The organism is Actinosynnema sp. NPDC004786, from assembly GCF_053601135.1.
In genome coordinates this window covers 89,817-116,542 of sequence record NZ_JBSGBG010000006.1, presented here as the reverse complement: position 1 = coordinate 116,542, position 26,726 = coordinate 89,817, and the positions used below count along the sequence as shown (strand labels likewise).

The following is a 26,726-nucleotide window of genomic DNA, read 5'->3' as shown; positions in this document are numbered from 1 at the left end:
CAAGTGACCAATCTCGGGCTTTCGGCTTGGCCAGTGACAGGCCGTTGCGACACCATGACTGTGTGCGTCGAACGCGCACTGGGGGTGGTGTCGCATGAACGCTTGGGGACTGTCCGAGGGGGGCGCCCGGGCACAGGGCCTGGACGGGCTGGACGACCGGCAGCGGGCCGTGCTCCGCTGCCTGGCCAGGGGGCTCGCCGACCACGAGATAGCGCGGGTGCTGGCGCTGAGCCAGCAGCAGGTGGGCGCGGTGGTGTCGGAGATCCTGCGGGCACTGAACCTGCGCGACCGGATGGCCGCGGTGGTCTACGCGCACGAGACGGGCATCATCCGCCTGCCCCTGCCGCGCTGAGGGCGGCCGACCGCCTGGCCAGCGCCAGGTAGCCGACCAGGCCGAGCAGGTAGGTCACCGTGGCGGCGACCAGCAGGCCGGGTGACCGGCCGTCGAGCGGGACCACGGCCGCCGCGGCGGTGACGGCCGCCACCTGGGTGGCGTTGAACAGCGTGTCGTACAGGGCGAACACCCGGCCGCGGACCTCGTCGCCGATGTCGCCCTGCACGGCCGCGTCCACGCACAGCTTCACCACCTGGCCCGCGAACGTGAGCACGAAGGACGCGACCAGGGTGGTGGGCAGCAGCATCGGCAGGCCGAGGCCGAGCTGGGTGACCGCGGCCAGCAGTAGCGCGCCGCAGATCGCGCCGCGCCGGCCGAGCACGTCCACGACCCGGTCGGTGACCAGGCCCGCGACCAGGATGCCCGCGCCGCCCGCGACGGCGACCTCGCCGAGCCCCGCCATGCCCGCCCGGAACGGCCCGAAGTCGGTGAACGTGGTGCGCATCAGCAGCAGCGTGAGCAGCAACGACGCGCCGAACGCGGCCCGGTGGGCGAGCAGCGCGAGCAGCGCGGCGGCGACGGCGGGCGCGCGCCAGGCGGCCCGCGCGCCGTCCAGCAGGCCCAGGGCGACCGCGGTCAGCGTGCGGCTGGGCTCGTCCACCTCGTCGGGCCCGAGCGCGCCACGGGCGAAGCGGGACGCCAGGAAGGCGGCGGCCAGCGAACCGAGCACGGCGAACGTCGTGGTCCACGCCGAGCCGTCGTCGCCGGCGCCCAGCACCGACCGCAGGCCCACCGCGCACCCCGCGCCGAGCACGGCGGTCAGCGCGCCGAGCGTGGTGACGAACGCGTTCGCCTCGACCAGGTGGTCGGCGTCGACCACGTGCGGCAGGGACGCGGACAGGCCGGAGCCGACGAACCGGCTGACCCCGGTGACGAACAGCGCCGAGGCGTACAGCGGCAGGCCGTCCAGCCCCAGGCCGACGGCCACCGCGGTGAGCAGGATGAAGACGGCGCGCGTGAGGTTCGCCACCACCAGCACCCGGCGGCGGTCCCACCGGTCCAGCAGGGCGCCCGCGAACGGGCCGACCACGGAGTACGGGAGCAGCAGCACGGCGAACCCGGCCGCGACGGCGAGCGGGTCCGCGTGGCGCTCGGGGTTGAACAGGACCGCGCCCGCGAGACCGGCCTGGAACAGGCCGTCGCCCCACTGGGCCGCGAGCCGGGTAGCCAGCAACCGGCGGAAACCCGCCACCGCGAGGAGCTTGCGGACACCGAGGTGGTGCTTCGCCGCGGTGCTGCCGGCAGTGGTCACGGCACGAGCCTATGCCCCCGGCCGCGGGAACCACGAAGGCCGGACCCCGCGTGGGGTCCGGCCTCCCTGGTGCCAGGCGCCCGGTCGCCTCTCGGCGGGTGGCGCTGCGCGGCTCCAGCCGGACGGTATTCCGCGCAGGCTTTCAAGTGGGCCCGGGGGACTCGATGGCGCCTGACGTGTACTGCAACGAACACGGTAACCCGGATGTTCCCCCGCGGCCGAGGCGTCGTGTCGCCTTGGTCACGGCCGTTGTCTGGGATCATGCGTGGTGTGCGCCCTGATGCCGATGTCGAACCGGGTTCCCTGCTGGTCGCGGCACCGACTCTGACCGACCCCAACTTCCGCCGGACGGTGGTCTACGTCATCGACCACCGGGAGGAGGGCAGCCTCGGGGTGGTGCTGAACCGCCCCAGCGAGGTCGCGGTGCACGACGTGCTGCCCGCGTGGGGTCCGCACGTCAGCCGCCCGCAGGCCGTCTACATCGGCGGGCCGGTGGAGCAGAAGACGGCGTTGTGCCTGGCCGCGCTGCGCACCGGCGAGGACCTGGCGTCACTCGAAGGTGTGGTTGGCGTCCACGGTCCGGTGGCGTTGGTCGACCTCGACGCCGACCCGGACGTGCTGGTGGCGAAGGTGCGCGGGATGCGCGTGTTCGCCGGGTACTCCGGGTGGGGAGAGGGCCAGTTGGGCGGCGAGATCGGCCGCGGCGACTGGATCGTGGTGAAGGGCCTGCCCGACGACGTGCTCACCCCGCCGAACGTCGACCTGTGGGGCCGCGTGCTGCGCCGCCAGGGCATGCCGACGGCGCTGCTCGCCACGTTCCCGGTCGACATCCGCCGGAACTGACCCGGCGGGGACCGGCGTCAGGCGCGGGTCAGCACGCCGCAGCCGCCGCCGGCGCACGCGCACCCGCCGCAGCCCGCCGGGACCGGCTCGGGCATCGCCTCGGCGGCCCGGTGCCCCAGCACGCCGCCCGCGGTCGCGACGGCCACGCTGCCGACCAGCCCGATCAGGCCGATGACCAGCGCGGACGCCGGGTTGACGGCCGACGCGGCGGCGGCCACGACGGCGATCGCGCCCGCCGTCATGTTCGGCACGCCGGCGATCCTGTTGGCCAGCGCGAACGCCTCGTCGTCGCGCAGCGCGGCCTTGGTGCGCACGCCGAAGAACCGGTTGCGGTGCAGTCGGCCCCGCACGCCGAGGAAGCCGATCGCCGCGAACGCGACCCCGATCACACCCAGCACCACAGGCAGCACGATGTTCACACCGACGAGGGTAGGCCGGTGCTTCGATCTTGGTCGAACCAGGCCCGGCTTCACCCGAAGGTGTCCTTACGCACGGGTCGGCGCGGTCGGGAAGCTCGGACCATGCGAATTCGATCTTGCCTGGTCGGGCCGGTCGTCGCCGCCGTGCTCGTCACGGCCGCGCCCGCCGCCACGGCCGCGCCCGCGGTCCGCTTCCTCGGCCAGACCACGCTCCCGCACGCGATGGCGTTCGAGGGCACCACGGTCGGCGGCCTGTCCGGCGTCGACCGCGACCCGGTCACCGGCGGGTACGTCCTGATCAGCGACGACCGGTCGTACACGGCCCCGGCCCGCTTCTACACCGCCGAGGTGGACCTCGACGTCTCCGGCGCGCCCGACGTCCGCATCACCGGCACGCACGCGCTGCGCCACCCCGACGGGGGCACCTACTCCGCGCCGGCCGCGGCCGACGGCCGCACCGTCGACCCCGAGGAGATCCGCGTCGACCCGGTGACCGGGGACTACTGGTGGAGCCAGGAGGGCGAGCGGCCCGCGTCCGAGGGGGCGGTCGTGGTGCAGCCGTCCATCCAGCGGGCCGGCCGGGACGGCGCGTACGCCGGTTCCCTGCCGCTGCCGGCGAACTACGCGTTCACCCCGGGCCGCGGACCGCGCCGCAACCTCGCCCTGGAGGCGATCGCGTTCTCGCCCGACGGCGCGCTGCTGACCAGCGTGGTCGAGGGTCCGCTGCTCCAGGACGGCGACCTGCCGACGGCGGACCGGGGCGCGTTCACCCGCCTCACCGTGCAGACCCGCGACGGCGCGGTCGTGCGCCAGCACGCCTACCCGCTGGAGCCGCTGTTCGCCGAGCCCGAACCCGGACCGTGGGGCCCGGACACCGGCGTGCCCGCGATCCTGGCCGACCCGAAAGTCCCCGGCCGCTACTACGCGCTCGAGCGCACCTGGGTGCCCGGCGCCGACTACAAGGTCCGCCTCTTCCAGGTCGACCTCGCGGGCGCGACGGACGTGCGCGGCCGGGACGTCCTCGGCGACGACGTCCGCCCGGTCCGCAAGAGGCAGCTCGCCGACCTGCACGACTTCCCGCTGCCCGTGATCGACAACGTCGAGGGGCTCGCGTGGGGGCCGCGCCCGGCCTCCGGCGGGCGCACCCTGCTGCTGGTCAGCGACGACAACTTCGCGGCCGAGGAGTTCACCCGGTTCATCGCGCTTGCGCTGCGCTGATACCGTGGACGGCATGAGCAAGGCCCGCCTGCTCCTTAGCTAGCCGCGCGGGGCCCCGTCAACCGGGTCCGCGCGGCAACCCCTCACGCCCTTCCGCGGCTGGGGGGTTTCGTCATGTCAGGGGCAGGTACCGATGGAGAGGGACATCCCGATGAGCACGGACGCGGCGGACGCGACGCCCGCCTACCGCTACACCGCCGAGCTGGCCGGCGAGATCGAGCGGCGCTGGCAGCAGCACTGGGAGGAGCAGGGCACCTTCCACGCGCCGAACCCCGTCGGGCCGCTCCGGGGCGACGTGCCCGCCGACAAGCTGTTCGTGCAGGACATGTTCCCCTACCCCTCCGGCTCCGGCCTGCACGTCGGCCACCCGCTGGGCTTCATCGGCACCGACGTGTTCGCCCGGTACCACCGGATGAACGGCCGCAACGTGCTGCACACGATGGGCTTCGACGCGTTCGGCCTGCCCGCCGAGCAGTACGCCGTGCAGACCGGGCAGCACCCGCGCAAGACCACCGAGGACAACATCCAGACCTACCTGCGGCAGATCCGCAGGCTGGGCCTGGGCCACGACGAGCGCCGGCGCATCTCCACGATCGACCCGGACTACTACAAGTGGACCCAGTGGATCTTCCTGCAGATCTTCAACTCCTGGTACGACCCCGAGGCGGGCAAGGCCCGGCCGATCGCCGAGCTGGAGGCCCGGTACGCCTCGGGTGAGCGGCCCACGCCGGACAAGCCGTGGGCCGAGATGACCCGGGCCGAGCGGGAGAAGCTGCTGGGGCAGCACCGCCTGGTGTACCTGTCCGAGGCGCCGGTGAACTGGTGCCCCGGCCTGGGCACCGTGCTGGCGAACGAGGAGGTCACCGCGGACGGCCGCAGCGAGCGCGGCAACTTCCCGGTGTTCCGGCGCTCGCTGCGCCAGTGGATGATGCGGATCACCGCGTACTCCGACCGGCTGATCGACGACCTGGACCGGCTGGACTGGCCGGACAAGATCAAGGCGATGCAGCGCAACTGGATCGGGCGCTCGCACGGCGCCCGGGTCAAGTTCGCGGTGGCGGGCCACGACGGCGTCGACATCGAGGTGTTCACCACCCGGCCGGACACGCTGTTCGGCGCGACGTACATGGTGCTGGCGCCCGAGCACCCGCTGGTGGACGTGATCGCCTCCGCCGAGCAGGCGGACGCCATCGCCGCCTACCGCGCCGAGGTGTCCCGCAAGTCCGAGCTGGACCGGCAGGAGAACAAGGAGAAGACCGGCGTCTTCACCGGCGCGCACGCGACGAACCCGGTCAACGGCGCGCGGATCCCGGTGTACGTCGCGGACTACGTGCTGATGGGCTACGGCACCGGCGCGATCATGGCGGTGCCCGGCCAGGACCAGCGCGACTGGGACTTCGCCAAGGCGTTCGACCTGCCGATCATCCGGACCGTGCAGCCGCCCGCGGACTTCGACGGCGAGGCGTACACGGGCGCCGGCCCGGCGGTGAACTCGAGCCACGAGAGCAGCGTCAGCCTGGACGGGCTGGACGTCGACGCGGCCAAGAAGAAGATCATCGCCTGGCTGGAGGAGCAGGGCCGGGGCGAGGGCACCGTGCAGTTCAAGCTGCGCGACTGGCTGTTCTCGCGGCAGCGGTACTGGGGCGAGCCGTTCCCGATCGTGTACGACGAGGACGGCACGCCGATCGCGGTGCCGGAGTCGATGCTGCCGATCGAGCTGCCGGACGTGGACGACTACTCGCCGCGGACGTTCGACCCGGAGGACGCGGACTCCGAGCCGTCCCCGCCGCTGTCGCGCGCCGAGGACTGGGTGACCGTCGAGCTGGACCTGGGCGACGGGCCGAAGCGCTACCGCCGCGAGACCAACACCATGCCCAACTGGGCGGGTTCGTGCTGGTACCAGCTGCGGTACGTGGACCCGACCGAGCCGGACCGGTTCGTCAACGCGGAGAACGAGCGCTACTGGCTGGGCCCGCGCCCGGCCGAGCACGGCGCGAACGACCCCGGCGGCGTCGACCTGTACATCGGCGGCGTGGAGCACGCCGTGCTGCACCTGCTGTACGCCCGGTTCTGGCAGAAGGTGCTGTTCGACCTGGGCCACGTGTCCGGTGACGAGCCGTACCGGCGGCTGTTCAACCAGGGCTACATCGAGGCGTACGCCTACACCGACGCGCGCGGCACGTACGTGCCCGCCGAGCGGGTGGAGGAGCGTGACGGCAGGTACTTCTTCGAGGGCGAGGAGGTGCGCCGCGAGTACGGCAAGATGGGCAAGAGCCTGAAGAACGTCGTCACGCCGGACGAGATGTGCGAGAAGTACGGCGCGGACACGTTCCGGCTGTACGAGATGTCGATGGGCCCGATGGACGTCTCGCGGCCGTGGGCGACCAAGGACGTCGTGGGCGCGCAGCGGTTCCTGCAGCGGCTGTGGCGCAACCTGGTCGACGAGACCACGGGCGAGCTGCGCGTCACCGACGTCGACCCCGGCGAGGAGACGCTGCGGGTGCTGCACAGGACGATCGCGGGCGTGCACGACGACTACGCGAACCTGCGCTACAACACCGCGGGCGCGAAGCTGATCGAGCTGAACAACCACGTCACCAAGCACTTCCCGGGCGGCGCGCCGCGCGTCGTGGCCGAGCCGCTGGTGCTGATGCTGGCCCCGCTGAGCCCGCACGTCGCCGAGGAGCTGTGGGCCAGGCTGGGCCACACCGAGTCGCTGGCGCACGGCCCGTTCCCGACCGCGGCGGAGGAGTACCTGGTCGAGGACACGGTCGAGTACCCGATCCAGGTCAACGGCAAGGTGAAGGCGCGCGTGGTCGTGCCCGCCTCCGCGTCGTCGGACGAGGTGCGGGCGGCGGCGCTGGCCGACGCCAAGGTGGCCGAGCTGCTGAACGGCGGCACGCCGCGCAAGGTGATCGTGGTGCCGGGCCGGCTGGTCAACGTGGTGCTGTAGCGGGGTTCCTACGGACGGGGCAACTGGGCGGCCACTTCGGTCATCGCGTCGAGCAGGTCGGGCTCGACGCGCCCGGTCGCCGGTTCGGACTCGGCGATGGTGATCGTGGTGTCCCTGGTCTCCGACCAGTAGTGCTCGGCGGTGAACCGGATGTCCGGCAGGCCGACCACCGCGCCGCTGAGCGGCGTCACGTCGCCCGAGCCCGCGGTGTCGACGACCCGGTCGAACTGCCGCGCCTGGTTGCGGCCGGGGAACGTCACCCACACCACGGAGACCACGGCCGCGTTGCCGGCCTGGTCGGCGACGGCGAGCAGCAGTCGGTCCAGCGCGGTGCACGGCGTGCGCTCGAAGAACTCGCGCACCTGCCCGAACGAGTTGGCCGCGCAGTCCAGCTCCTGCCGCAGCGCCTGCTTGTCGATGCCGACGCCCAGGTGGCCCATCGCGCCCGCGGCGTCACCGCCCCGGGCCGCGCGCTTGGCGTCCCACTTGCGCACGCCGATGCTCTCCACCGGCGCCGCCGCGCCGCCGGCGCCACCCGCGCCCGAGTTCAGCGCCGCGCCGCCGGCCCCGCCCGCGCCCGCGAGGACGACGAGCACCGCGGCCACCAGCGCCACTCCCCCGGAACCCTTGTCCGAACCCTTCCGCGCCACCGTCCCCCCTCCCCGGGTCGTTCCCGCCGTGCGGCCCACCCATGCAACCCCGGCCGGGTGCCCCTGGTTGTGGCGCGGGGGTGAAAAGCGCTCGAACGGCCCAGCAGGTATGCCCGGACGTCGCACCTCACGGTTGCGGAGGGAAACCCATCTCGCCCAGGATCCGGTCCAGCATCGAGTCGAACATCGGCTCCGGGTTGGACACCGCGAACGGGAACCGGCCGAAGACCTCCAGGGCGACGTGGCCGTAGATGCGGACCCACGACTGCGTGATGTGGTAGACCGCGCTCAGCGACAGGACGTGCTCGTCCACCTCGACGCCGCGGTCGTTCACGGTCGCCAGCAGCACCCGCTGGAACGCCGCGAGGTCGGCGCGCAGGTTCGCCGGCACGTCGTCGTCCAGGTCGTCCGGCAGCGGGTGGCTCGCGATCAACCTGCCCGCGACCTCGAGGAACACCCGGCCGAACTGGTCGCCGACCCGGTCGCGGTCCTCCTCCGGGGCGCACGTGCCGAGCGTGCCCTCGGTGGACGCGAACACCAGCGTGAACTCCTGCGGGTGCGCCAGCGCCCAGCGGCGGAAGCCGCGGCACACCGCGTAGACCTGCGCGCTGACGTCGTCCTCGGCGATGGCGGCGAGGTCCGCGTTCAGCTCCGCGGCGAGGTCGGTGCAGATGTCCTCGGCGAGCCGGCGGAGCAGGTCCTCGCGCGAGTCGTAGTACCGGTACAGGGCCGGGGCGGTGATGCCGAGTTCGCGTGCGATGGCACGCAGAGTCACGGCGTCCCGGCCGTGCTCCACGAGCAGGGCGCGGGCCTGTCGCCGGATGTCACGCTCAGTCTCAGCGCGTAGCCGTTCGCGGCGAGTGGCCTCGGTCATATGTCACCCAATCAGGTTGTAAACGCCGTTCACCGGGGTATAACTTCGGGACAGGTTTGGTGAACGGTGTTTACAGAATTGACGCCCTTCACGCAACGGTAACCCACCCAGCCTGGGAGGACGCGTGTTCGCGAAGTGGGGATCGCTGGCGTACCGCCGCAGGTGGGTGGTGCTGATCGCGACGGTGGTCCTCGCGGTCGCCGGGGGCATCTGGGGCCTCGGCGTGTTCGACCGGCTGAGCCAGGGCGGCTACGAGGCGCCGGACAGCGAGGCCGCGCGGGCGAACCAGGTGGCGCAGGACGCGTTCGGCCGGCAGGGCGGCGACGTCCTGGTGGTGTACGACACCACCGACCCGGCCCGGTTGCAGCAGATCGCGGGCGAGCTGTCCGGCCTGCCGACCGACGCCGTGCTGCAGGTGCAGCCGCCGTACCCGTCGCCGGAGAGCGGCAAGTCGCTCGTGGTGATCACGCTGCGCTCGGGCGACTCCAACACGCAGCTCAAGCAGTACGAGCAGATCGCCGACCGGCTCGCGGTCGACGGGGTGGGCTCGCAGGTCGGCGGCTTGGTGCCGACCCAGAAGGCGATCAGCGACATGTCCGCCTCCGACCTCACCAAGGCCGAGGCGATCTCCCTGCCGATCGTGCTGGTGCTGCTCGTCGTCATCTTCGGCGGCCTGGTCGCCGCGTCGCTGCCGGTGCTGGTCGGCGGTCTCGCCATCGCCGGCTCGCTGGGCGTGCTGCACGCGGTCTCGCTGGTCGCCGACGTGAACTCGTTCGCGGTCAACGTGGCCAGCCTGCTCGGCCTCGGCATGGCGATCGACTACGGGCTGTTCATGGTCGGCCGGTTCCGCGAGGAGCTGGCCGCGGGCCGCGCCACGCCGGACGCCGTGCGCCGCACCGTCATGTCCGCCGGGCGCACCGTGCTGTTCTCGGCGACCCTGCTGGTGATCGCGCTCGCCGGCCTCCTGCTGTTCCCGCACGGGTTCCTGAAGTCCCTGAGCTACGGCGGCATGTCGGCGGTGGCGATCGCGGCGGCCGTGTCGCTGACCCTGCTGCCCGCGCTGCTGGCCGTCCTCGGCCGCCGCGTGGACAAGCTCGCGATGCCGTGGCGCAAGGACAAGGTGCCGTCCGAGGCGGGCTGGCGCCGGCTCGCCGGCCGCGTGATGAAGCGCCCGGTGCTGGTCGCGCTGCCGATCGTGCTGGTGCTGCTCGCGCTCGGCTCGCCGTTCCTGGGCGTGAAGTTCGGCGAGGTCACCGAGAAGGTGCTGCCCGAGGGCAACCCCGCGCGGGTCGCCGCCGAGACGGTCAACCGGGACTTCGCCGCGCTGTCCAACTCCGGCTTCAAGATCGTGGTCACCGGCGACCCGTCGCCCGCCGAGGTGCAGGCGTTCGCCGGCGAGGTGGCCGCGGTGCCCGGCGTCGGCGAGGCGCAGGTCGTGCCGCAGCCCGCCAACGGCGTGTGGCTGGTCAACGCCGGGCTGGACCAGGACGCGTTGAGCGACGAGTCGAAGCAGGCGCTGCGGGACGTGCGGGCGCTGGACGGCCCCGGTGACGAGGTGCTGGTCGGCGGCAGCACGGCGATGGTGTCCGACAGCCTCGACGCCATCGCGGACAAGCTGCCGTGGATGGCGCTGCTGCTGGTGGGCGCGACGTTCGTGCTGATGTTCCTGGCGTTCGGGTCGGTGCTGCTGCCGATCAAGGCCGTGGTGATGAGCGCGCTGAGCCTGTCCGCCACGTTCGGCGTGCTGGTGTGGGTGTTCCAGGACGGGCACGGCGCGTCGCTGCTCGGCGTCACGCCCGCGCCGCTGGAGTCGGGGATCGTGGTGCTGATGGCGGCCGTGGTGTTCGGCCTGTCCACGGACTACGAGGTGTTCCTGCTGTCCCGCATGGTCGAGGCGCGCGGGCGCGGCGCGTCCAGCGCGGAGGCGGTGACCGCCGGTCTGGCCAAGACCGGGCGCGTGATCACGGCGGCGGCGCTGCTGCTGATCGTGGTGACCGGCGCGTTCGCGTTCTCGCAGATCACGATGATGCGCTTCGTCGGCGTCGGCATGATCCTGGCGCTCGCGCTGGACGCCACCGTGGTGCGCATGCTGCTCGTGCCCGCGGTGATGCGGATGCTCGGCGACGCCGCGTGGTGGGCTCCCGGCCCGATGCGGCGGATCCAGGAGCGGATGGCGATCCACGAGGAAGCGCCGGCGGAGGACGACCGGCTGCCGCAGCCCGTCTAGGACCGGTCGGTCCGGGACCCGTCCGAGGGCTCGAACGCGACGGCCGCGGTCGTGAAGCCGCGGCCGCCGAGGTCCAGGGCGCTGAGCAGGAACGTGGTCAGCACCCGGTCGCCCGCGCCGTCCAGCACGGTCGCCGTGCGGTCGCCCGCCAGGAACACGCGGCGGTCGCCGGGCGGGATGGCGAGCGTCTTCGCCCTGACCCGCAACGCCCTTGCGACGTGGGTCCGGGTGTCCACGACGGCGACCCGCCGGTCGAGGGCGACGTAGACGTGCCGCCCGTCGGGGCCGACCGCGACGCTGCCCGCGCCCTTGCCGATCGGCGCGGACCAGCGCACCTCGTCGGCGCGGGGGTCGATCATGGTGACCGTGCCCCCGCCCTCGGCGGGGTCGAGCGAGCTGACGTAGACGGCGTCGCCGTCCGGGCTGATCGCCACGTGCTGCGGCATGCCGCCCACCTCGACGGTCCTCAGCGGGCTCGCGGCCGTCGTGTCGAGCACGCTCACCGTGCCGTCCTGCGCGTTGGCCACGTACAGCCGGCGACCGTCGGGGGTGACCGCGATGCCCTGCGGCTGGCCACCGGCCTTGATCGCGGCGACCAGCCGGAACGTGCCGGGGTCCACCACCGCCACCGCGCCGCCGCCGGTGACGTAGAGCCGTTGCCCGTCGGGGCGCAGCACCGCCTGCGCCAGCCGGGCCCGGACGTGGATGCGGCCGACGACCCGGCCCGCCACCGGGTCCACGGCCGTGATCACGCCCGCCCACCCGTTGACCACGTACACCCGCCGGCCGCCCGGCCCGACCGCCGCGCCGGTCGCCCACGCGCCGGTGTTCGCGCTCGCCACCACGCGGCCGTTGGCGGTGTCGAGGACCTGCACGCGCCCGCCGTGCTCGACCACGTACGCCCGGGGCGCGGGGGCGCCGGTGGCCGTGACGACGTGCGACCGGTCCTGCCCGGCGGCGGACAGCGCGGCCGAGAGGAGGACGGCGGCGGCGCCCAGCGCTGCGGTCTTTCGTCGGCCCCACATGGCTGGATGGGAACACCGGCGCGCGGTGGCGTTCCACCCCGGTCCCACGACCGGGTGCCATTCGTGCCGGACCGGGTGAGCGGGGGTTTGGCCGCGGCCGCCGCGGACGACGACGGGGTGGGCGGGGCCGGTGGCGTGCGCCCGGCGCCGGTCGCTCGGGGGGCGAAACGACCGACGCCGGACTCCTCCCGGTGCGCGTGCACCGGTGGTCCAACCCCGACGACGTAGACCTCTACCACCAGGTTGACGCAGCCCGGGTCGTTTTGGATCCCCAGAGCTACGAATCAGCCGAAATTCGTCGGGTTGCCACCAGCTTGGCGTAACGGGTGCCCGCCGTCAGGAGGACGAGACCCGCGCCGATGAACGCGAGCACCCGCGCGATGCCGTCCAACGCGGCCATGTCGAACAGCAGCAGCTTCGCCACCGCCGCCCCGACCAGCACCAACCCGGCCACCCGCAGGGGCCTCCGGTCGATGCCGCGCACCAGCAGCACCAGCGCGGCGACCGTCCACGACACGGTCACGATCGAGTGACCGAAGAGGAATCCGGTGACGTCCTGCGACACCAGCAGCGCGGCGCACAGCACGACACCGGCCGCCGCGTACAGCAGGACGACACCCGCGACGACCCACGGGAACGGCCGCCTGCCGAGCACGCCCAGGCCCGTGGCCACCCAGGGCAGCACGACCGCGAGGGCGCCGAGGACCAGCGCGGTCAGCATGCCGGACACCAGGAAACCCGCGGTGTCCCAGCGCCACGGCGCGTCCAGCAGCAGCCGCGGCGGCACGGCGTGCGCGGTGGTCAGCAGGAAGCCGATCACGCCGAACGCGAGCGACCCGACCAGCGGCCCGCGCGAGGACAGCACCTTCGCGAGGAACGCCAGCACCAACGCCTCGGCCAGCACCACCGCGGCCCGCGTGCCGCCGTCCAGGGCCATCGCCGTCGCCAGGAACGCCGCGAACACGCCGACCGCGCCGACCGCCGCGCCGAAGTTGCCCGGCAACGACCGCCGCCCGGCCGCCCACAGCGCCAGCATCATCACCGCGACCGCCGCCGCGACGCCCGCGCCGAGCAGGCGGTCGAGGACGGCGGTGGTCAGCAGGGCGGGCATCGGCGAGCCGACCGCGAGGGCGAGCGCGGTCACGTCGTCGCGCCGGACGTTGACCGTGAGCACGGCCGACGCCACGCCGATCACGGCGGCCAGCAGGGCGATCCCGGCCAGCGCGTGCTGGTCCGTGCGGCCGATCACCAGCACGGACGCCAGCAGCGGCGGCACGCCCGCGGTGACCGCGAGCCACGGCCAGTCGCGCTTGAGGTGCACCGGGCTCGCGGCGATCTTCAGGACCAGCAGGAACGCCACCAGCAGCGGCGTGAACCCCTCGGTGAGGACGGGCGCGCACACCGCGCAGGCCGCGACCACGCCGATGGCGAGGGCGGCCGAGTCCCACCGCAGGGCGAGCAGCAGGCCGCCGCCCGCGACGAGCAGCCCGGCGGCCAGGCCGCCCCCTGCGGGCAGGAACCCGTAGATCGAGGTGGCCGCGATGACGTCCAGGTAGAGCACCGCGATGCCGGTGGCGGCCAGGGCGAACGCGCCGGTGCGGCCGGCCGGGGTGCGGTGCAGCCACAGGCCGAGGCCGACGAGGACGCCGCCCAGCGCCGCGCCGCCGAGGACGCGGGGCACCGGGCCGAGGTAGCCGCGCTGCACGGCGAGGACGAGCAGCAGGACGACGCCCAGCAACGTGACCGCGCCGCCGACCCAGGCGAGGAGCTTGCTGCCCGCGCCGTCCTTGGCGAGGCGGTCGAAGAGGGTCGGGCCGGGCGGCGGCGGAGGGGCGGGCGTCCAGTGCGGAACGGGCGGGCCCCAGCCCTGGTGGACCTGGTGCGGCGGGTAGGGGTGGACGGCGCGGCGCGGCGCGGCGCCGACCGGCGGGGCCTGGTGCGGCGCGGTCCGGCCGGGGGTCGGCGTCGCGCCTGGCGCGGCCGGGCCGCTCGACCGGGTGGCGGCGCGTGCCACCGGATCGGCTGCCGGGTCGGGGGTCGCCGGGCCGGTCGCCTGCGGCGGGACCGGGGCGGTCGGCTCGGCCGCGGCTCGCGGGGCCGGGTCGTCCGGCCGGGACGTCGTCCGCGGCGCCGGATCGGCCGGCTCGGCGGGCTCGGCCGTCGGCTCGGCGGCCGGTCGCGGCGCGGTCGGCGACGGGGCGGTGGCCACGGCCCCACCGCCGCCGAACCTGTGCAACTCCTGCCCCACCGCCTCCAGGCGGCGGCCCAGGTGGCCGAGTTCGTCTGCCAACCTCATCAGGGGTTCCTGCCCGGTGCCGGTCATGTGACCAGGATCGCCCGAACGGCGGGTATCCGGAATCCGTACCTCTACTCAATGCCCGGTCCCGAACCGGTCACGCGCCGACCCTGGCAGAGTGCCACCGTGACCGTTCTCGTGCTCGGCTCGGCCAACGCGGACCTCGTCGTCCCGGTGCCCCGCCGCCCCGCCGCCGGTGAGACGGTGCTCGGCGGCGACACCGCCGTCCTGCCCGGCGGCAAGGGCGCGAACACCGCCGTCGCCGCCGCCCGGCTCGGCGCGCCGGTCGCGTTCGTCGGCGCGGTGGGCGCGGACCAGTACGGGCGACTGCTGCTGGACTCCCTGTCGTCGTCGGGGGTCCGCACCGATTTCGTGCGCACGTCGTCGCGGCCCACGGGCCTGGCCTACATCACCGTGACGCCGGACGGCGAGAACTCGATCGTCGTCGCGCCCGGCGCGAACTCGGACCTCGACCGGTCCGATGTGGACGCCGTGGCCTGGGACGACGTGTCGGTCCTGGTGTGCTCGCTGGAGGTGCCGGCGGCCGTGGTGGCGCACGCGGTGCGCGTCGCGGCGGACCGGGGCGTGCGGCCGGTGCTGAACCTGTCGCCGGTGGTCGAGGTGCCCGCCGACGCGCTGGCCCTGCTGGACCCCCTGATCGTGAACGAGCACGAGGCCGCGTCGCTGGCGGGCTCGGCGGCCGGCCTGCTCGACCTGGGCCCGAAGTCGGCCGTGGTCACGCTCGGCGCGCGGGGCGCGGCCGTCGTCACGCCCGCGGGCGTGGTGGAGGTCGGCGCCCCGGAGGTGTCCGTCGTGGACACCACGGGCGCGGGCGACGCGTTCGCGGGCGCGGTGGCGGTCGGCCTGTCGTCCGGCTCGTCGCTGGTCGAGGCCGCCGCGTTCGCCGCCCGCGTGGCCGCGCTGTCGGTGACGTCCCCCGGCGCGCAGCCGTCCTACCCGACGCTCGACGACGTGCGCCGGGCCGGGTAGCGGGTGGGCGCGGTGTGGCGTCGGCTCGTCCTTCACGTCCCGTCGAGCTGAAGGGTATGGTCTAGACCATGTCGAGCACGCGGCTGAGCGGTGTCGGGGTGAGTTCCGGACGGGCTTCCGGTCCGGTGGTCCGGGTGGCCGAACCCCTGGGCGAACCACCGGCGCGACCGGCGCCCGCGGACCCGGCGGCCGAGGCCGCGCGGATCAGGCCCGCCGCGGACGCGGTCGTGGCCCGGCTGCGCGACCGGGCCGCCGCCGCGACCGGCGAGGCGAAGGACCTGCTGGAGACCACGGCGGCGATGGCGGCCGACCCCGCGCTGCTGTCGCAGGCCGAGAAGCTCGTGACGACCGAGTCGCTGCCCGCCGCCCGCGCGGTGCACCAGGCCGCCGCCGGGTTCATCACCGCCCTGGAGGCGGCCGGCGGGTACATGGCCGAACGGGCGCGGGACGTGCGCGACGTCCGCGACCGCCTGGTCGCCGAGCTGCTCGGCGTCGCCCCGCCCGGCGTGCCGCCGCTGTCCTCGCCGTCGGTGCTGGTGGCCCGCGACCTGGCCCCCGCCGACACCGCCGGGCTCGACCCGGCCAAGGTGCTGGCGCTGGTCACCGAGGAGGGCGGCCCCACCTCGCACACCGCGATCCTGGCCCGCTCGCTGGGCATCCCGGCCGTGGTCGCGTGCCGCGGCGTGCTCGACCTCGACGCGCCGTCGCTGCTCGTGGACGGCGACACCGGCCTGGTGCAGGCGTCCGACGGCACGGTCCGCGCCGCGCACGTCGCGGGCCGGGCGGAGTGGAACGGCGTCGGCGTGCTGCGCGACGGGCACCGGGTGAAGGTGCTCGGCAACGTCGGCTCGCCCGCCGACGCGGTCGCCGCGGCCGCCGCCGGCGCGGAGGGCGTCGGCCTGTTCCGGACCGAGTTCTGCTTCCTGTCCGCGTCGGCGGAGCCGTCGGTGGACGAGCAGCGGCAGGCGTACGCGGCGGTGCTCGCGCCGTTCGCGGGCAAGCCGGTCGTGGTGCGCACGCTGGACGCGGGGGCGGACAAGCCGCTGCCGTTCCTCGCGCCCGAGCCGGAGCCGAACCCGGCGCTGGGCGTGCGCGGCCTGCGGGTCGCCTTCGACCGCCCCGACGTGCTGGAACGCCAGCTCGAAGCGATCGCCCTGGCCGCCGCCGACACCGACGCCGAGGTGTCGGTGATGGCGCCCATGGTGGCCACCGCCGCCGAGGCCGCGTGGTTCGTGGAACGGGCTCGGGCGGCCGGCCTGCGGCGCGCCGGCGTGATGGTCGAGATCCCCGCCGCGGCCCTGGCCGCCCGGGAGATCCTGGCCGTGGTCGACTTCGTCTCGCTCGGCACCAACGACCTCGCGCAGTACCTGTTCGCGGCGGACCGGCAGGTCGGCGCGGTGGCCGCGCTCAACGACCCGTGGCAGCCCGCCCTGCTCCGGCTGGTCGAGCTGGTCGGCGCGGCGGGCACGGCCGCGGGCAAGCCGGTGGGCGTGTGCGGCGAGGCCGCCGCCGACCCGCTGCTGGCCTGCGTGCTGACCGGGCTGGGCGTGTCGAGCCTGTCGATGAACCACACCGCGCTGGCGGGCGTCGGCGCGAAGCTCGCCTCGACCAGCTTCGACCTGTGCCAGCTCGCGGCGCGCGGCGCGGTGGCGGCGGCCGACCCGGCGTCGGCGAAGCTCGCCGCCCGCGCCCCTCACTGACCGACGGCGTCCAGCAGGGCGTCCCGCACCAGCCTGATCAACGGGTGCTCCTCGCTGCCCCGGCGCACCGCCGCGACCACCCGACGCAGCGGGGCCGCGCCGCGCACCGGCACGCCCCGCACCGCGTTGCGCGGCACCAGCGCCACCCCCGCGCCCGCGTGCACCAGCGCGCCGATGGCCCGGAAGTCGTCGGACGTGTGCGTGATGCGCGGCGCGAAGCCGGCGTGCTCGCACGCGAGCTGCACGACGTCGCGCACCGGGTTGCCGGGCAGCGGCGCCACCCAGTCGTCGTCCGCGAGGCCGGCCAGGTCGACGTCGGCCCGCCCCGCCAACGGGTGCGCCGGCGGCAGCACCACGTCGAACGGCTCGGTGTAGAGCGGGAACCGGGTCAGCCGCCGGTCGTCGGTGCGCAGCCGGTACTCCTCGGTGATCGCCAGGTCGATCTCGCCGTCGAGCAGCAGCGGCACGCTGGCGTGGCCCTCCACGTCCCGCACCCGCAGCGTCACGTCCGGCGCGGACGCCCGCAGCGCGGCCAGCGCGGGCGCGACCACCTGCGTGATCGCCGACGCGAAGCTGCCGACCTCCACCCGCCCGGTGGCGCCCGACGTGAACGCGGCCAGCGTGGCCTGCGCCCGCTCCAGCTCGGCGGCCACCGCGGTGGCGTGCCCGACCAGCAGCTCGCCGGCCGCCGTCAGCGACACCCGCCGGCCCCGCCGCCGCAGCAGCTCGTGCCCCGCCTCCGACTCCAGGGCCGCCAACTGCTGCGACACCGCGGACGGCGTGAGGTGCAGCGCCCGCGCCGCGGCCGTCACCGTGCCGTGGTCGGCGAGCGCGCGCAGCACCCGCAGCCGTCGTGGGTCGATCACCGGACCATCATCGCCCCCGGGGTGTGCGGTCCCCGGGCCGGTGCGGTACCAAGGGGCATGGACTCCCACCGCGCGCCGGGCCTGGTCGTCTCCGGGCTCGGGCTGCTCGTCCTGGTCGTGTTCGGCGTCGTCGTGCCCACCGCCCGCGCGGGCGGGTTCGCGGTGGACGGCACGGTCGTGCTGCTCTCGCTGCTCGTGTCGGCCATCCTGCTGGCGGTCCTCGGCCTGCGGGGCAAGCGCGGGCGCTAGGTCACATCCGGTCGCGCGCCGCCACGAACGCGTCCACCGCCCGATTCACGTCCCCGGTCGAGTGCGCGGCCGACATCTGCGTCCGGATCCGCGCCTTGCCGTGCGGCACGACCGGGTACGAGAAGCCGATCACGTAGACGCCCTGCTCCAGCAGCAGGTCCGCCATCCGGGACGCCCGCGCCGCGTCGCCGATCATCACCGGGATGATCGGGTGCTCGCCGGGCAGCAGGTCGAAGCCCGCCTCGGTCATCCGGGCGCGGAACAGGGCGGTGTTCTCGCGCAGCCTGGTCAGCAGCTCGCCGGACGAGCTGAGCAGGTCCAGCGCGGCGATCGCGGCGGCGGTGATCGACGGCGCGAGCGAGTTCGAGAACAGGTACGGCCGCGACCGCTGCCGCAGCATCTCCACGATCTCCGCCCGCCCGGACGTGTAGCCGCCGCTCGCGCCGCCCAGCGCCTTGCCGAGCGTGCCGGTGACGATGTCCACCCGGTCCTGCACGCCGAACAGCTCCGGCGTGCCGCGGCCGTTCGGGCCGGTGAAGCCGACGGCGTGCGAGTCGTCCACCATCACCAGCGCGTCGTACCGGTCGGCCAGGTCGCAGATCTCGTCCAGCGGCGCGAGGTAGCCGTCCATGGAGAAGACGCCGTCGGTGGCGATGAGCCGGTACCGGGCGTCGGCGGCGTCCTTGAGCTGCCGCTCCAGGTCGTCCATGTCGCGGTTGCGGTACCGGTGCCGGCGCGCCTTCGACAGCCGCACGCCGTCGATGATCGACGCGTGGTTCAGCTCGTCGGAGATGATCGCGTCCTCCGCGCCGAGCAGCGTCTCGAACAGGCCGCCGTTGGCGTCGAAGCACGAGCTGTAGAGGATCGTGTCCTCGGTGCCCAGGAACTCCGACAGCCGCCGCTCCAGCTCCTTGTGCGGCTCCTGCGTGCCGCAGATGAACCGCACCGACGCCATGCCGAAGCCCCACCGGTCCAACGCCTCGTGCGCGGCCTCGACCAGCCGGGGGTGGTCGGCCAGGCCCAGGTAGTTGTTGGCGCAGAAGTTCAGCACCTCCGCGCCCGAGCCCACCCGGACGGCGGCGTTCTGCGGCGTGCCGATCACCCGTTCCGCCTTGTAGAGCCCGGCGTCGCGGATCTCGTCCAGGCCGGCCCTCAGGTCCTCGCGCATCGCGCCGTACATCAGTGAGCTCCCGTCCAGTCGAGGATGACCTTGCCGCACTTGCCCTCGCGCGCCGTCGCGAACGCCTGGTCGAACGCCGTGTAGTCGAACCGGTGGGTGATCACCGGCGACAGGTCCAGGCCGCGTTGCAGCAGCACCGACATCGAGTACCAGGTCTCGAACATCTCGCGGCCGTAGATGCCCTTGACCTGGAGCATCTTCAGCACCACGCTGCTCCAGTCGACCGCGAACCCCTCGGCGGGCAGCCCCAGCATGGCGATCCGGCCGCCGTGGGCCATGTTGCCGATCATCTCCTGCAGCGCGATCGGCTTGCCGGACATCTCCATGCCGACGTCGAAGCCCTCGGTCATGCCCAGCTCGGACTGCGCCTCGGAGATCGTGCGCTCGGCGACGTTGAGCGCGAGGTCCACGCCGACCTCGCGGGCCAGCGCCAACCGGTGCTCGCTGACGTCGGTGATGACGACGTTGCGCGCGCCCGCGTGCTTGGCCACCGCCGCCGCCATGATCCCGATCGGGCCGGCGCCGGTGATCAGCACGTCCTCGCCGATGACCGGGAACGACAGCGCGGTGTGCACGGCGTTGCCGAAGGGGTCGAAGATCGCGGCCACGTCCAGGTCGACGGGCGCGCGGTGCACCCAGGCGTTCTGCTCGGGCAGCACCACGTACTGGGCGAACGCGCCGTCGCTGTGCACGCCGAGGCCGCGCGTGTTGGCGCACAGGTGCCGCCGGCCCGCCTTGCAGTTGCGGCACGTGCCGCACACCAGGTGCCCCTCGCCGCTGACCAGGTCGCCGACCGCCACGCCGGTCACCGCGGCGCCGGTCTCCACCACCTCGCCGACGAACTCGTGCCCGAGCACGAGCGGCGCGTGGATGTTGTGCGCGGCCCACTCGTCCCACGAGTCGATGTGCAGGTCGGTGCCGCAGATGCCGGTGCGCAGCACCCGGACGACCACGTCACCGGGGCCGGGGGTGGGGTCCGGGACGTCGGTCAACGACAGCCCCGGTCCGGCGGTCGCCTTGACCAGTGCCTTCATGCGGGCGAGTGTGCCCCGGCCCTCTTGTGCAGTCCATCAGGACTTTCTGAATTCACTCGTAAGTTCAGCTTCACAGGTGATGTTGCGCGCCATGCCCTCGAAGACCACCCCGTGGAACGGCCACACCAGCCACCAGTACACGTGCCCGGCCAGCCCGCGCGGCACGAAGACGGCCCGCTGCCGGTAGGTCGAGCCGCCTCCCTCCGCCGCCGCGACCCGCAGCTCCAGCCACGCCCGGCCGGGCACCCGCATCTCCGCGCGCAGCCGCAGCAGCCGGCCCCGGTCCAGCTCCTCGACCCGCCACCAGTCCAGCGCCTCGCCGACGTGCAGCCGCCTCGGGTCGCGCCGGCCGCGGCGCAGCCCGACCCCGCCGACCAGCCGGTCCAGCCACCCGCGCACCGCCCAGGCCAGGGGGAACGAGTACCAGCCGTGCTCGCCGCCGATGCCCTCCACGACCCGCCACAGCCGCTCCGGCGACGCCGGGGTCCGCCGCTCCCGCTCGTCGACGTAGGCCGAGCCGCCCGACCAGTCCGGGTCGGTCGGCAGCGGCTGCGCGGACGCGCCCGGCAACGACGCGCCCGACCAGCGGGTCTCCACGTCGGCGTCCCGGACCTTCGCCAGCGCCAGCGCGACCGCGCGGTCGTAGCCGGTGTTCTCGCCCGGCATCACGGCCTCGACGTCGTGCTCCCGGCACACCACCTCGTGCACCAGCGACTCGATCAGCGGCGCGGCGATCGCCCGGGGCACCGGCGTGACCAGGTCGACCCAGTGCGCGGACAGCCGCGGCGTGAGCAGCGGCACCGGCAGCACGCGCCGCCGCGGCAACCCGGCCACCTCGGCGTACCGGAGCATCATCTCCAGGTAGGTCAGCACGTCCGGGCCGCCGATGTCGAACGACCGGTGCACGTCGGCGGGCAGGTCCACCGCCTCGACCAGGTACCGCAGCACGTCCCGCACCGCGATCGGCTGGACCCGGTTGCGCACCCAGCGCGGCGTGACCATGACGGGCAGGCGCTCGGTCAGGTAGCGCAGCATCTCGAAGCTCGCCGACCCCGACCCGATGACGACCGCCGCCTGGAGCACCACCGCGGGCACCGGGCCGCGCAGGAACACGTCCCCGACCTCCTTGCGCGAGGCCAGGTGCGGCGACAGCGCCACCCCGGGCGGGTGCAGGCCGCCCAGGTAGACGATCCGGCGCACGCCCGCGGCCGCCGCGGCGCGGGCGGTGTGCTCGGCCGCGCGCCGGTCGGCGTCGGCGAAGTCGGGCACGCTCAGCGAGTGGACGAGGTAGTGCACCACGTCCACGTCGCGCATCGCGGCGTCCAGCGACGCCGGGTCGAGCACGTCGCCGCGCGCCACCTCGACCCGGTCGGCCCACGGCACGTCGCGCAGCTTGCGCGGGTCGCGGACCAGGCACCTGACCCGGTGGCCCGCCGCGAGCAGCCGGGGCACGAGCCGGCCGCCGAGGTAACCGGTCGCGCCGGTGACGAGGCAGTGCACACCGCGATCCTCGCCGGGCGGCGGTCACCCCGCACGACGGGAGGCGGTCACGCGTGGCGGAACCAGCGAGTCTTCTTCTTGATCTCCACGTTGCCCGCGCGCACGTGGCCGTGCACCACGAAGTGCGGCCGCCCGTGCGCGCCCGTGCCCACCTTGTCCTTCAGGTTGCTCGCGGCCAGCTCGACGCCGTCGGCGTCGACCGTCGCGCCGTCCGGCAGCACCAGCTTCACCGACCCGGCGGTCACGTCCAGCTCGATGTCCACCACCGCGTGCGGGATGGACGCCTCGCGGAAGTCCAGGTCCGTCGTGCCCATCCGGTTGCGCACCAGGAGCTGCCGGGGCACCGCCCAGTTGCCCTTGCGGTTGACCGTCGACATGGTGGACTTCAGCTCCTGCCGGTCCTGCGGCACGCCCACCGCCTGCTCCCGGTGCACCATGCCGGGCAGGTCCAGCAGCACCGCGTTCAGCTCGCCGCGGGTGCGCGCGGCCAGCGCGGTGTCGGTGCGCTCGGTGAACTCGTCCAGGGTGATCAGGCCGCGCCCGATCGCCTTCTGCAGCAGGCCGACGACGTGCTCGCGCTCGGCGTCGGACACCCGCAGCTGCCTCGGGTCGGTCATGGCTCAGCCCTCCGGTTCGACGTCGAGACCGTGCTCGATCGCGTACCGCGCCAGCTCGACGCGGTTGTGCAGTTGGAGCTTGCGCAGGGTGGACTGCACGTGGTTCTCCACCGTGCGGTGCGAGATGACCAGCCGGTTCGCGATCTGCCGCGCGGTCAGCCCCTTGGCCACGAGCCGCAGCACCTCGGTCTCCCGCTCGGTGAGCTGCGGCTTGTCCTCGTCCGGCGTGGCGGCCATGCGCCGGTACTCGCCCAGCACCAGCCCGGCGAGCCCGGCGGTGAACACCGCGTCGCCCGCCGCGGTCCGGTTCACCGCCTCCACCAGCTCCTCGGCCGACGCCGACTTCACCAGGTAGCCGGACGCGCCCGCCTTCACCGCCTCCAGCACGTCGCTGTGCTCGCCGCTCGCGGACAGCACCAGCACCCGGGTGCCCTCCAGCGACCCGGTGATCATCGTGGTGGCCTCCACCCCCGTGGTCTCGCCGAGGTTGAGGTCCATCAGCACCACGTCGGGGCGCACCGCGCGGGCGATCCGCACCGCCGAGGCGGCGTCGCCGGCGGTGGCGACCACCTCGAAACCGCGCTCGGACAGGTCGCGCGCGACGCCGTCGCGCCACAGCGGGTGGTCGTCCACCACCATCACGGACACGCTCATCGGTATACCCGCACCTCCCACTCGGTGCCCTCCCCCGGCCCCGTCTGCAGGTCAAGGGTGCCACGCAGCGACTCGACCCGGCCCCGGATCGACTGGGCCACACCCATCCGGCCCTCCGCCTCGGCCGAGGCGAGCCTGCCCTCGGGGATGCCGGGGCCGTCGTCGCGCACGCTGATCACGACCTCCTCGCCGAGGTCCTCCAGCAGCACCCACGCCCGCGCGTCCGGGCCCGCGTGCTTGTCCACGTTGGACAGCGCCTCGCGCACGACGGCGGTCAGCTCGAACGCGGTCGAGGCGGGCAGCATCACCTGCGTGGCCGGTGTGGACACCTGGAACCGGGACGTGGCCAGCAGCTGGAGCGCCGGCCGCAGGTCCGCGTCACCGTCCACGGTGGACTCGGTGGGCGCGGCGGCCACCAGGGACCGCAGCGCGACCTCCTGCTCGCCGGCCAGCTCGGCGAGTTCCGCGGCCTCGCCGCCCAGCTCCGTGCCGCGCTTGCGCACCCGGGCGAGCACCTGGAGCACACCGTCGTGGATGGACCGCGCCAGCCGCTCGCGCTCCGCCGTGGCCGCCTCGGTCCGCAGCGCCTGCGCCAGCCGCACCGCCGACCGCTTCGCCGTGGACGACGCCATGCCCACCACGAACCCCGCGCCCGCCAGCAGGACGACGTCGCGCACCAGGTCCACCGACAGCACCCCGCGGTTGAGGTAGGTGCTCAGCCCCACGACGAGCCCGGACGCCGCGCCCGCGACCTGACCGCCCAGCGCGCCCGCCGCGACCGGCGGGCAGGCCGCCCAGATGGTGGTGATCAGCGGGACGTTGAACAGGAACTGGGCGTCCGTCATGATCAGCGGCGAGAGCGACATCAGGCCGCAGGTGACCGCGACGTCCGCGACCACGACCCACGACCGCCGGCCGGTCTCCCGGCTGTACGCCTGGATGGTGAACACCGACCACAGCGCCATCGCCCCGATGGCCGCCCAGGCGAGCCACGGGCGCTCGTACTCGGAGTGCTGGTCGATCGCGTTGCCCAAGGCGAACAGGAACGTCACTACGCGTAGCGCTACCGTTCCCCGCCAGAGGTGCGCGACCGGGTCCTCCAGGACCGCTGTCCCCTGGTCGGATGGCCTTGTGTGCACGGTGTGCTCCCTTCGCCCCCAATCTTGCCGTGTCGGAGTGGCCTGGCTAACCCCCAGGTGGCCGTCTGTTCCGATACCGACACCTGTGGAAGGCTGACGGGAGTCACCGAGCGTGATCCCGCGGACGCTGATCCGCTCCCCGGTGGGGATCACGTCGTGGGCTGCCGCGGCGAGGGAGGGCCGAGCGTGCGCCACTGGCCATTGTGGACGCTCCGGCGGTCCGCGCTGGCCTACTGGCTGCTGGTGGACGCCCTCGCGCTCGCCGTCGTCGTCTACGCGATCGTGACGCAGCCGCAGCCCGAGCCGGGGGAGATCGGCCGGTTCGCGGCCATCGCGGGCACCGCCGGCGCGGTGATCATCGGCAGCTCGATCCACAGCCACCGGGTCGGCGAGTCGGCGCGCAACCCGTGGGCCGCCCACCTCTGCTACCTCACCGCGGGCCTGGTCGCGCTGCCGTGCAACCTGCTCGTCCTGCTCCTCTTCGGCCCCGCGCTGCACGGCGTGCTGACCCAGCGCCCGGAGGCGCACCGCTGGGTGTTCACGCTGTCCGCGACCACCCTGGCCGTGTTCGGCACCCGCTTCGCCATCGGCTGGGCCGAGCCCAGCACCGACCTCGCCGTCATGGTGCTCGGCGCGACCGTGCTGCTGGTGGTCCGGGCGGGCCTGATCGCGCTCGGCCTCAAGCTGCGCAGCCCGCGCGCGCCCGGCGAGGAGGTCATCGGCGAGCCGATCGACGTGGTGCTGGGCGTCGTCGCGGTGAGCATCGGCGGCCTCATGGGGTTCTCCGCGCTCACCACCCCGGTGCACGCGCTGATGGCCGGGCCGCCGCTGGCCCTGCTCGAACGCGCGGCCCAGCTGCCGCAGTGGCGGCGCTCCGCGCAGCGCGACGCCAAGACCGGCCTGGCCAACGCCGTGCACTGGGACGGCCGGGCCCGCTACGAGCTGTCCAAGGCGCGGGTGCGCAACCGGCCGATGGCCGTGATGCTGCTCGACCTCGACCACTTCAAGCGGGTCAACGACGAGGTCGGCCACCTGGCGGGCGACTCGGCGCTCAGCGCGGTGGCCCTGCTGCTGACCGGCACGGTCCGCCGCGGCGACCTCGTCGGCCGCTTCGGCGGCGAGGAGTTCGTCGTGCTCCTGCCCGACGCCGAGCCGGCCGTCGCCCGGTCCGTCGCCCAACGCGTGCGGCACGCCGTGGCCGACCTGGCCGTGCCGACCGTCGGCACCGACGGCCGGGAGCACCTGCTCACCGGGCTCACCGTGAGCATCGGCGTGGCGACCACGCAGCGGTTCGGCTACGAGCTGCCCGACCTGCTGGTGGCCGCCGACGCGGCGCTGCTGGCCGCCAAGGGCTACGGCCGCAACCTGGTCGAGATGGCCTGACCGCTACCGCCGCCCGCTGTGCCGCGCGGTCGGGCCCTCGTCGCCCTCGGGGTCGTCCACCCGGTCGCCGCCGGTGTCGACCGGGCCGCTCTCCTGCGGTTCCAGCACGTCGACCTGGCGCGGCTCGACCGCCTTGTCCGACTCCGACAGCAGCGACCTGATGCCCGAGTTCAGCACCGCGAGCAGCGGCACGGACAGCAGCGCGCCGGCGATGCCGCCGACCACCAGGCCCGTGGTGATCGCCAGCACCACGGCCAGCGGGTGCAGCTTCACCGCGCGCCCCAGCAGCAGCGGCTGCAGCACGTGGCTCTCCAGCTGCATCACGCCGATCAGCACGGCCAGGATGATCAGCGCCTCCAGCGGGCCGTTGGCCACCAGCGCCACCAGCACCGCCACCGCGCCGGTGATGACCGCGCCCACGATCGGGATGAACGCGCCGAGGAACACCAGCGCCGCGAGCGGCACCACCAGCGGCACGTCCACGATCCACAGGCCGATGCCGACGCCCACCGCGTCCACCACGGCCACCAGCGCGGTCGCCCGCACGTACGACACCAGCGAGGCGAACCCGCGCCGGCCCGCCACGTCGGCCCGGTCCCGCACGTCGCGCGGCACGATCCGGATCAGGAACCGCCAGATCCCGTCGCCGTCGTGCAGGAAGAAGATCAGCGTGAACAGCGCCAGGATCAGCCCCGTCAGCAGCTCGCCGACGGTGGCCGCCGTGGTGAGCGCGCCGGACGTGATCTCGGCCTGGTTCTCCTTCACCGTCTCCAGCACCCGGTCGAGGTACTGCTGGAGCTGGAGGTCGCTCAGGTGCAGCGGCCCGGCCTTCAACCAGTCCTGGATGGTGTCGAGGCTCGCGCTGACCTGCTCCTGCAGCTGCGGCAGGCCCTTGGAGAACTCGGTGATCACGAACGTGAGCACGCCGCCGACCACCGCGATGCCGCCCACCAGCACCACGCCCGTGGACAGCCCGCGCGGGATGCCCGCCTTGGTGAGCTGCGACACCGCGGGCGACAGCAGCGCGGCCAGCAGCAGCGCCACCCCGGCCGGGATGACGATCGTGGCCAGGAACCCGACCACGTGGAACACCACGTAGAGCGCCGCGACCACGGCCACGAACCGCCAGCTCAAGGCCGCCGACACGCGCAGCAGGCCGGGCACGTTGTCGCTGATCTTCGATTCCTTCCCCGTCACGCCGATCACGGTAGTCCGCCCGGCCGCCCCGGGGGCGCCGAGCGCGCGCCGCGGGCCCATGTCGAA

The 26,726-nt window shown here is 74.1% G+C and carries 23 protein-coding genes; 9 read left to right on the top strand and 14 right to left on the bottom strand.

What is annotated here, in order from left to right; genetic code table 11:
* Window positions 1-94 precede the first annotated feature (94 nt).
* Window positions 95-352 (top strand): helix-turn-helix domain-containing protein, encoded by a 258-nt coding sequence (locus ACWEFJ_RS07305; protein WP_378086314.1) that lies wholly within the window; start codon window positions 95-97, stop codon window positions 350-352.
* On the opposite strand, the gene ACWEFJ_RS07300 is transcribed toward ACWEFJ_RS07305, so the two are convergent.
* A complete protein-coding gene (locus ACWEFJ_RS07300) occupies window positions 327-1,646 on the bottom strand; it encodes an MFS transporter (protein ID WP_449713222.1) in 1,320 nt (439 codons plus the stop codon). The two genes, ACWEFJ_RS07305 and ACWEFJ_RS07300, sit on opposite strands and share 26 nt — an antisense overlap.
* A gap of 261 nt (window positions 1,647-1,907) precedes the next feature.
* Here ACWEFJ_RS07300 and ACWEFJ_RS07295 point away from each other — a divergent pair, with 261 nt between their 5' ends.
* Window positions 1,908-2,489 (top strand): YqgE/AlgH family protein, encoded by a 582-nt coding sequence (locus ACWEFJ_RS07295; RefSeq protein ID WP_378086318.1) that lies wholly within the window; start codon window positions 1,908-1,910, stop codon window positions 2,487-2,489.
* Window positions 2,490-2,506: 17 nt separating this feature from the next.
* On the opposite strand, the gene ACWEFJ_RS07290 is transcribed toward ACWEFJ_RS07295, so the two are convergent.
* Window positions 2,507-2,908, bottom strand: coding sequence for an SdpI family protein (locus tag ACWEFJ_RS07290; protein ID WP_449713221.1), 402 nt, complete (start codon window positions 2,906-2,908; stop codon window positions 2,507-2,509).
* A gap of 102 nt (window positions 2,909-3,010) precedes the next feature.
* Here ACWEFJ_RS07290 and ACWEFJ_RS07285 point away from each other — a divergent pair, with 102 nt between their 5' ends.
* On the top strand, window positions 3,011-4,126 hold the full coding sequence (locus ACWEFJ_RS07285; RefSeq protein ID WP_449713220.1) for an esterase-like activity of phytase family protein: 1,116 nt from the start codon (window positions 3,011-3,013) through the stop codon (window positions 4,124-4,126).
* Between the two features lie 151 nt (window positions 4,127-4,277).
* Complete coding sequence (gene leuS / locus ACWEFJ_RS07280) at window positions 4,278-7,079, top strand: leucine--tRNA ligase (RefSeq protein WP_449713219.1); 2,802 nt, start codon at window positions 4,278-4,280, stop codon at window positions 7,077-7,079.
* Between the two features lie 8 nt (window positions 7,080-7,087).
* Here leuS and ACWEFJ_RS07275 read toward each other — a convergent pair whose 3' ends face one another.
* Together ACWEFJ_RS07275 and ACWEFJ_RS07270 are read right to left on the bottom strand one after the other, a co-directional pair.
* Complete coding sequence (locus ACWEFJ_RS07275; protein WP_378086326.1) at window positions 7,088-7,729, bottom strand: hypothetical protein; 642 nt, start codon at window positions 7,727-7,729, stop codon at window positions 7,088-7,090.
* Window positions 7,730-7,856: 127 nt separating this feature from the next.
* Window positions 7,857-8,603, bottom strand: a complete 747-nt coding sequence (locus ACWEFJ_RS07270; protein ID WP_378086328.1) for a TetR/AcrR family transcriptional regulator — start codon at window positions 8,601-8,603, stop codon at window positions 7,857-7,859.
* A 124-nt stretch (window positions 8,604-8,727) separates the two neighbouring features.
* On the opposite strand from ACWEFJ_RS07270, the gene ACWEFJ_RS07265 reads away from it, so the two are divergent.
* Window positions 8,728-10,830, top strand: a complete 2,103-nt coding sequence (locus tag ACWEFJ_RS07265) for an MMPL family transporter (RefSeq protein WP_449713218.1) — start codon at window positions 8,728-8,730, stop codon at window positions 10,828-10,830.
* Here the strand turns inward: ACWEFJ_RS07265 and ACWEFJ_RS07260 are convergent.
* Window positions 10,827-11,855, bottom strand: coding sequence for a YncE family protein (locus ACWEFJ_RS07260; RefSeq protein ID WP_378086332.1), 1,029 nt, complete (start codon window positions 11,853-11,855; stop codon window positions 10,827-10,829). The two genes, ACWEFJ_RS07265 and ACWEFJ_RS07260, sit on opposite strands and share 4 nt — an antisense overlap.
* Window positions 11,856-12,132: 277 nt before the next feature.
* Window positions 12,133-14,151 carry a DUF2339 domain-containing protein gene (locus tag ACWEFJ_RS07255; RefSeq protein WP_449713217.1) on the bottom strand — a complete coding sequence of 673 codons (2,019 nt, stop codon included), beginning with the start codon at window positions 14,149-14,151 and terminating at the stop codon, window positions 12,133-12,135.
* Between the two features lie 78 nt (window positions 14,152-14,229).
* On the opposite strand from ACWEFJ_RS07255, the gene ACWEFJ_RS07250 reads away from it, so the two are divergent.
* Both ACWEFJ_RS07250 and ACWEFJ_RS07245 read left to right on the top strand, forming a co-directional pair.
* Window positions 14,230-15,141 carry a ribokinase gene (locus tag ACWEFJ_RS07250; RefSeq protein ID WP_378086336.1) on the top strand — a complete coding sequence of 304 codons (912 nt, stop codon included), beginning with the start codon at window positions 14,230-14,232 and terminating at the stop codon, window positions 15,139-15,141.
* Between the two features lie 68 nt (window positions 15,142-15,209).
* Entirely contained in the window at window positions 15,210-16,841 is a 1,632-nt protein-coding gene (locus ACWEFJ_RS07245; protein WP_378086338.1) for a putative PEP-binding protein, read from the top strand.
* On the opposite strand, the gene ACWEFJ_RS07240 is transcribed toward ACWEFJ_RS07245, so the two are convergent.
* Window positions 16,835-17,707 (bottom strand): LysR family transcriptional regulator, encoded by an 873-nt coding sequence (locus ACWEFJ_RS07240; protein ID WP_378086340.1) that lies wholly within the window; start codon window positions 17,705-17,707, stop codon window positions 16,835-16,837. The two genes, ACWEFJ_RS07245 and ACWEFJ_RS07240, sit on opposite strands and share 7 nt — an antisense overlap.
* A gap of 57 nt (window positions 17,708-17,764) precedes the next feature.
* Here ACWEFJ_RS07240 and ACWEFJ_RS07235 point away from each other — a divergent pair, with 57 nt between their 5' ends.
* The gene (locus ACWEFJ_RS07235; protein ID WP_449713216.1) at window positions 17,765-17,956 is read left to right on the top strand and encodes a hypothetical protein; all 192 of its coding nucleotides are present in this window, start codon (window positions 17,765-17,767) and stop codon (window positions 17,954-17,956) included.
* 1 nt (window position 17,957) lies between these two features.
* On the opposite strand, the gene ACWEFJ_RS07230 is transcribed toward ACWEFJ_RS07235, so the two are convergent.
* Genes ACWEFJ_RS07230 through macS form a run of 6 tightly spaced genes read right to left on the bottom strand, consistent with a single transcriptional unit; the run spans window position 17,958 to window position 24,080 of the window.
* Window positions 17,958-19,136, bottom strand: coding sequence for a glycine C-acetyltransferase (locus ACWEFJ_RS07230; protein ID WP_449713215.1), 1,179 nt, complete (start codon window positions 19,134-19,136; stop codon window positions 17,958-17,960).
* A complete protein-coding gene (gene tdh / locus ACWEFJ_RS07225) occupies window positions 19,136-20,170 on the bottom strand; it encodes an L-threonine 3-dehydrogenase (protein ID WP_378086346.1) in 1,035 nt (344 codons plus the stop codon). Before tdh ends, ACWEFJ_RS07230 begins: the two co-directional genes overlap by 1 nt.
* Window positions 20,171-20,206: 36 nt before the next feature.
* Entirely contained in the window at window positions 20,207-21,670 is a 1,464-nt protein-coding gene (locus tag ACWEFJ_RS07220; protein WP_378086348.1) for an SDR family oxidoreductase, read from the bottom strand.
* Window positions 21,671-21,717: 47 nt separating this feature from the next.
* A complete protein-coding gene (locus ACWEFJ_RS07215; RefSeq protein WP_449713214.1) occupies window positions 21,718-22,287 on the bottom strand; it encodes a DUF1707 SHOCT-like domain-containing protein in 570 nt (189 codons plus the stop codon).
* Window positions 22,288-22,290: 3 nt separating this feature from the next.
* Window positions 22,291-22,941, bottom strand: coding sequence for a response regulator (locus ACWEFJ_RS07210; RefSeq protein WP_378086352.1), 651 nt, complete (start codon window positions 22,939-22,941; stop codon window positions 22,291-22,293).
* Window positions 22,938-24,080, bottom strand: a complete 1,143-nt coding sequence (gene macS / locus ACWEFJ_RS07205; protein WP_378086354.1) for a MacS family sensor histidine kinase — start codon at window positions 24,078-24,080, stop codon at window positions 22,938-22,940. Before macS ends, ACWEFJ_RS07210 begins: the two co-directional genes overlap by 4 nt.
* A gap of 186 nt (window positions 24,081-24,266) precedes the next feature.
* On the opposite strand from macS, the gene ACWEFJ_RS07200 reads away from it, so the two are divergent.
* Complete coding sequence (locus ACWEFJ_RS07200; RefSeq protein ID WP_378086356.1) at window positions 24,267-25,463, top strand: GGDEF domain-containing protein; 1,197 nt, start codon at window positions 24,267-24,269, stop codon at window positions 25,461-25,463.
* 3 nt (window positions 25,464-25,466) lie between these two features.
* Here the strand turns inward: ACWEFJ_RS07200 and ACWEFJ_RS07195 are convergent, their stop codons facing one another.
* A complete protein-coding gene (locus ACWEFJ_RS07195; RefSeq protein WP_378086358.1) occupies window positions 25,467-26,660 on the bottom strand; it encodes an AI-2E family transporter in 1,194 nt (397 codons plus the stop codon).
* Window positions 26,661-26,726: the final 66 nt, after the last annotated feature.

What these genes read in the sequence shown, in the direction of transcription:
- ACWEFJ_RS07305 (WP_378086314.1), top strand. Translation starts at nt 95, where the DNA reads ATGAACGCTTGGGGACTGTCCGAGGGGGGCGCCCGGGCACAGGGCCTG.
- ACWEFJ_RS07295 (WP_378086318.1), top strand. Translation starts at nt 1,908, where the DNA reads ATGCGTGGTGTGCGCCCTGATGCCGATGTCGAACCGGGTTCCCTGCTG.
- ACWEFJ_RS07285 (WP_449713220.1), top strand. Translation starts at nt 3,011, where the DNA reads ATGCGAATTCGATCTTGCCTGGTCGGGCCGGTCGTCGCCGCCGTGCTC.
- leuS (WP_449713219.1), top strand. Translation starts at nt 4,278, where the DNA reads ATGAGCACGGACGCGGCGGACGCGACGCCCGCCTACCGCTACACCGCC.
- ACWEFJ_RS07270 (WP_378086328.1), bottom strand. Translation starts at nt 8,603, where the DNA reads ATGACCGAGGCCACTCGCCGCGAACGGCTACGCGCTGAGACTGAGCGT.
- ACWEFJ_RS07260 (WP_378086332.1), bottom strand. Translation starts at nt 11,855, where the DNA reads ATGTGGGGCCGACGAAAGACCGCAGCGCTGGGCGCCGCCGCCGTCCTC.
- ACWEFJ_RS07255 (WP_449713217.1), bottom strand. Translation starts at nt 14,151, where the DNA reads ATGAGGTTGGCAGACGAACTCGGCCACCTGGGCCGCCGCCTGGAGGCG.
- ACWEFJ_RS07250 (WP_378086336.1), top strand. Translation starts at nt 14,230, where the DNA reads ATGCCCGGTCCCGAACCGGTCACGCGCCGACCCTGGCAGAGTGCCACC.
- ACWEFJ_RS07245 (WP_378086338.1), top strand. Translation starts at nt 15,210, where the DNA reads ATGTCGAGCACGCGGCTGAGCGGTGTCGGGGTGAGTTCCGGACGGGCT.
- ACWEFJ_RS07235 (WP_449713216.1), top strand. Translation starts at nt 17,765, where the DNA reads ATGGACTCCCACCGCGCGCCGGGCCTGGTCGTCTCCGGGCTCGGGCTG.
- ACWEFJ_RS07230 (WP_449713215.1), bottom strand. Translation starts at nt 19,136, where the DNA reads ATGTACGGCGCGATGCGCGAGGACCTGAGGGCCGGCCTGGACGAGATC.
- tdh (WP_378086346.1), bottom strand. Translation starts at nt 20,170, where the DNA reads ATGAAGGCACTGGTCAAGGCGACCGCCGGACCGGGGCTGTCGTTGACC.
- ACWEFJ_RS07215 (WP_449713214.1), bottom strand. Translation starts at nt 22,287, where the DNA reads ATGACCGACCCGAGGCAGCTGCGGGTGTCCGACGCCGAGCGCGAGCAC.
- ACWEFJ_RS07210 (WP_378086352.1), bottom strand. Translation starts at nt 22,941, where the DNA reads ATGAGCGTGTCCGTGATGGTGGTGGACGACCACCCGCTGTGGCGCGAC.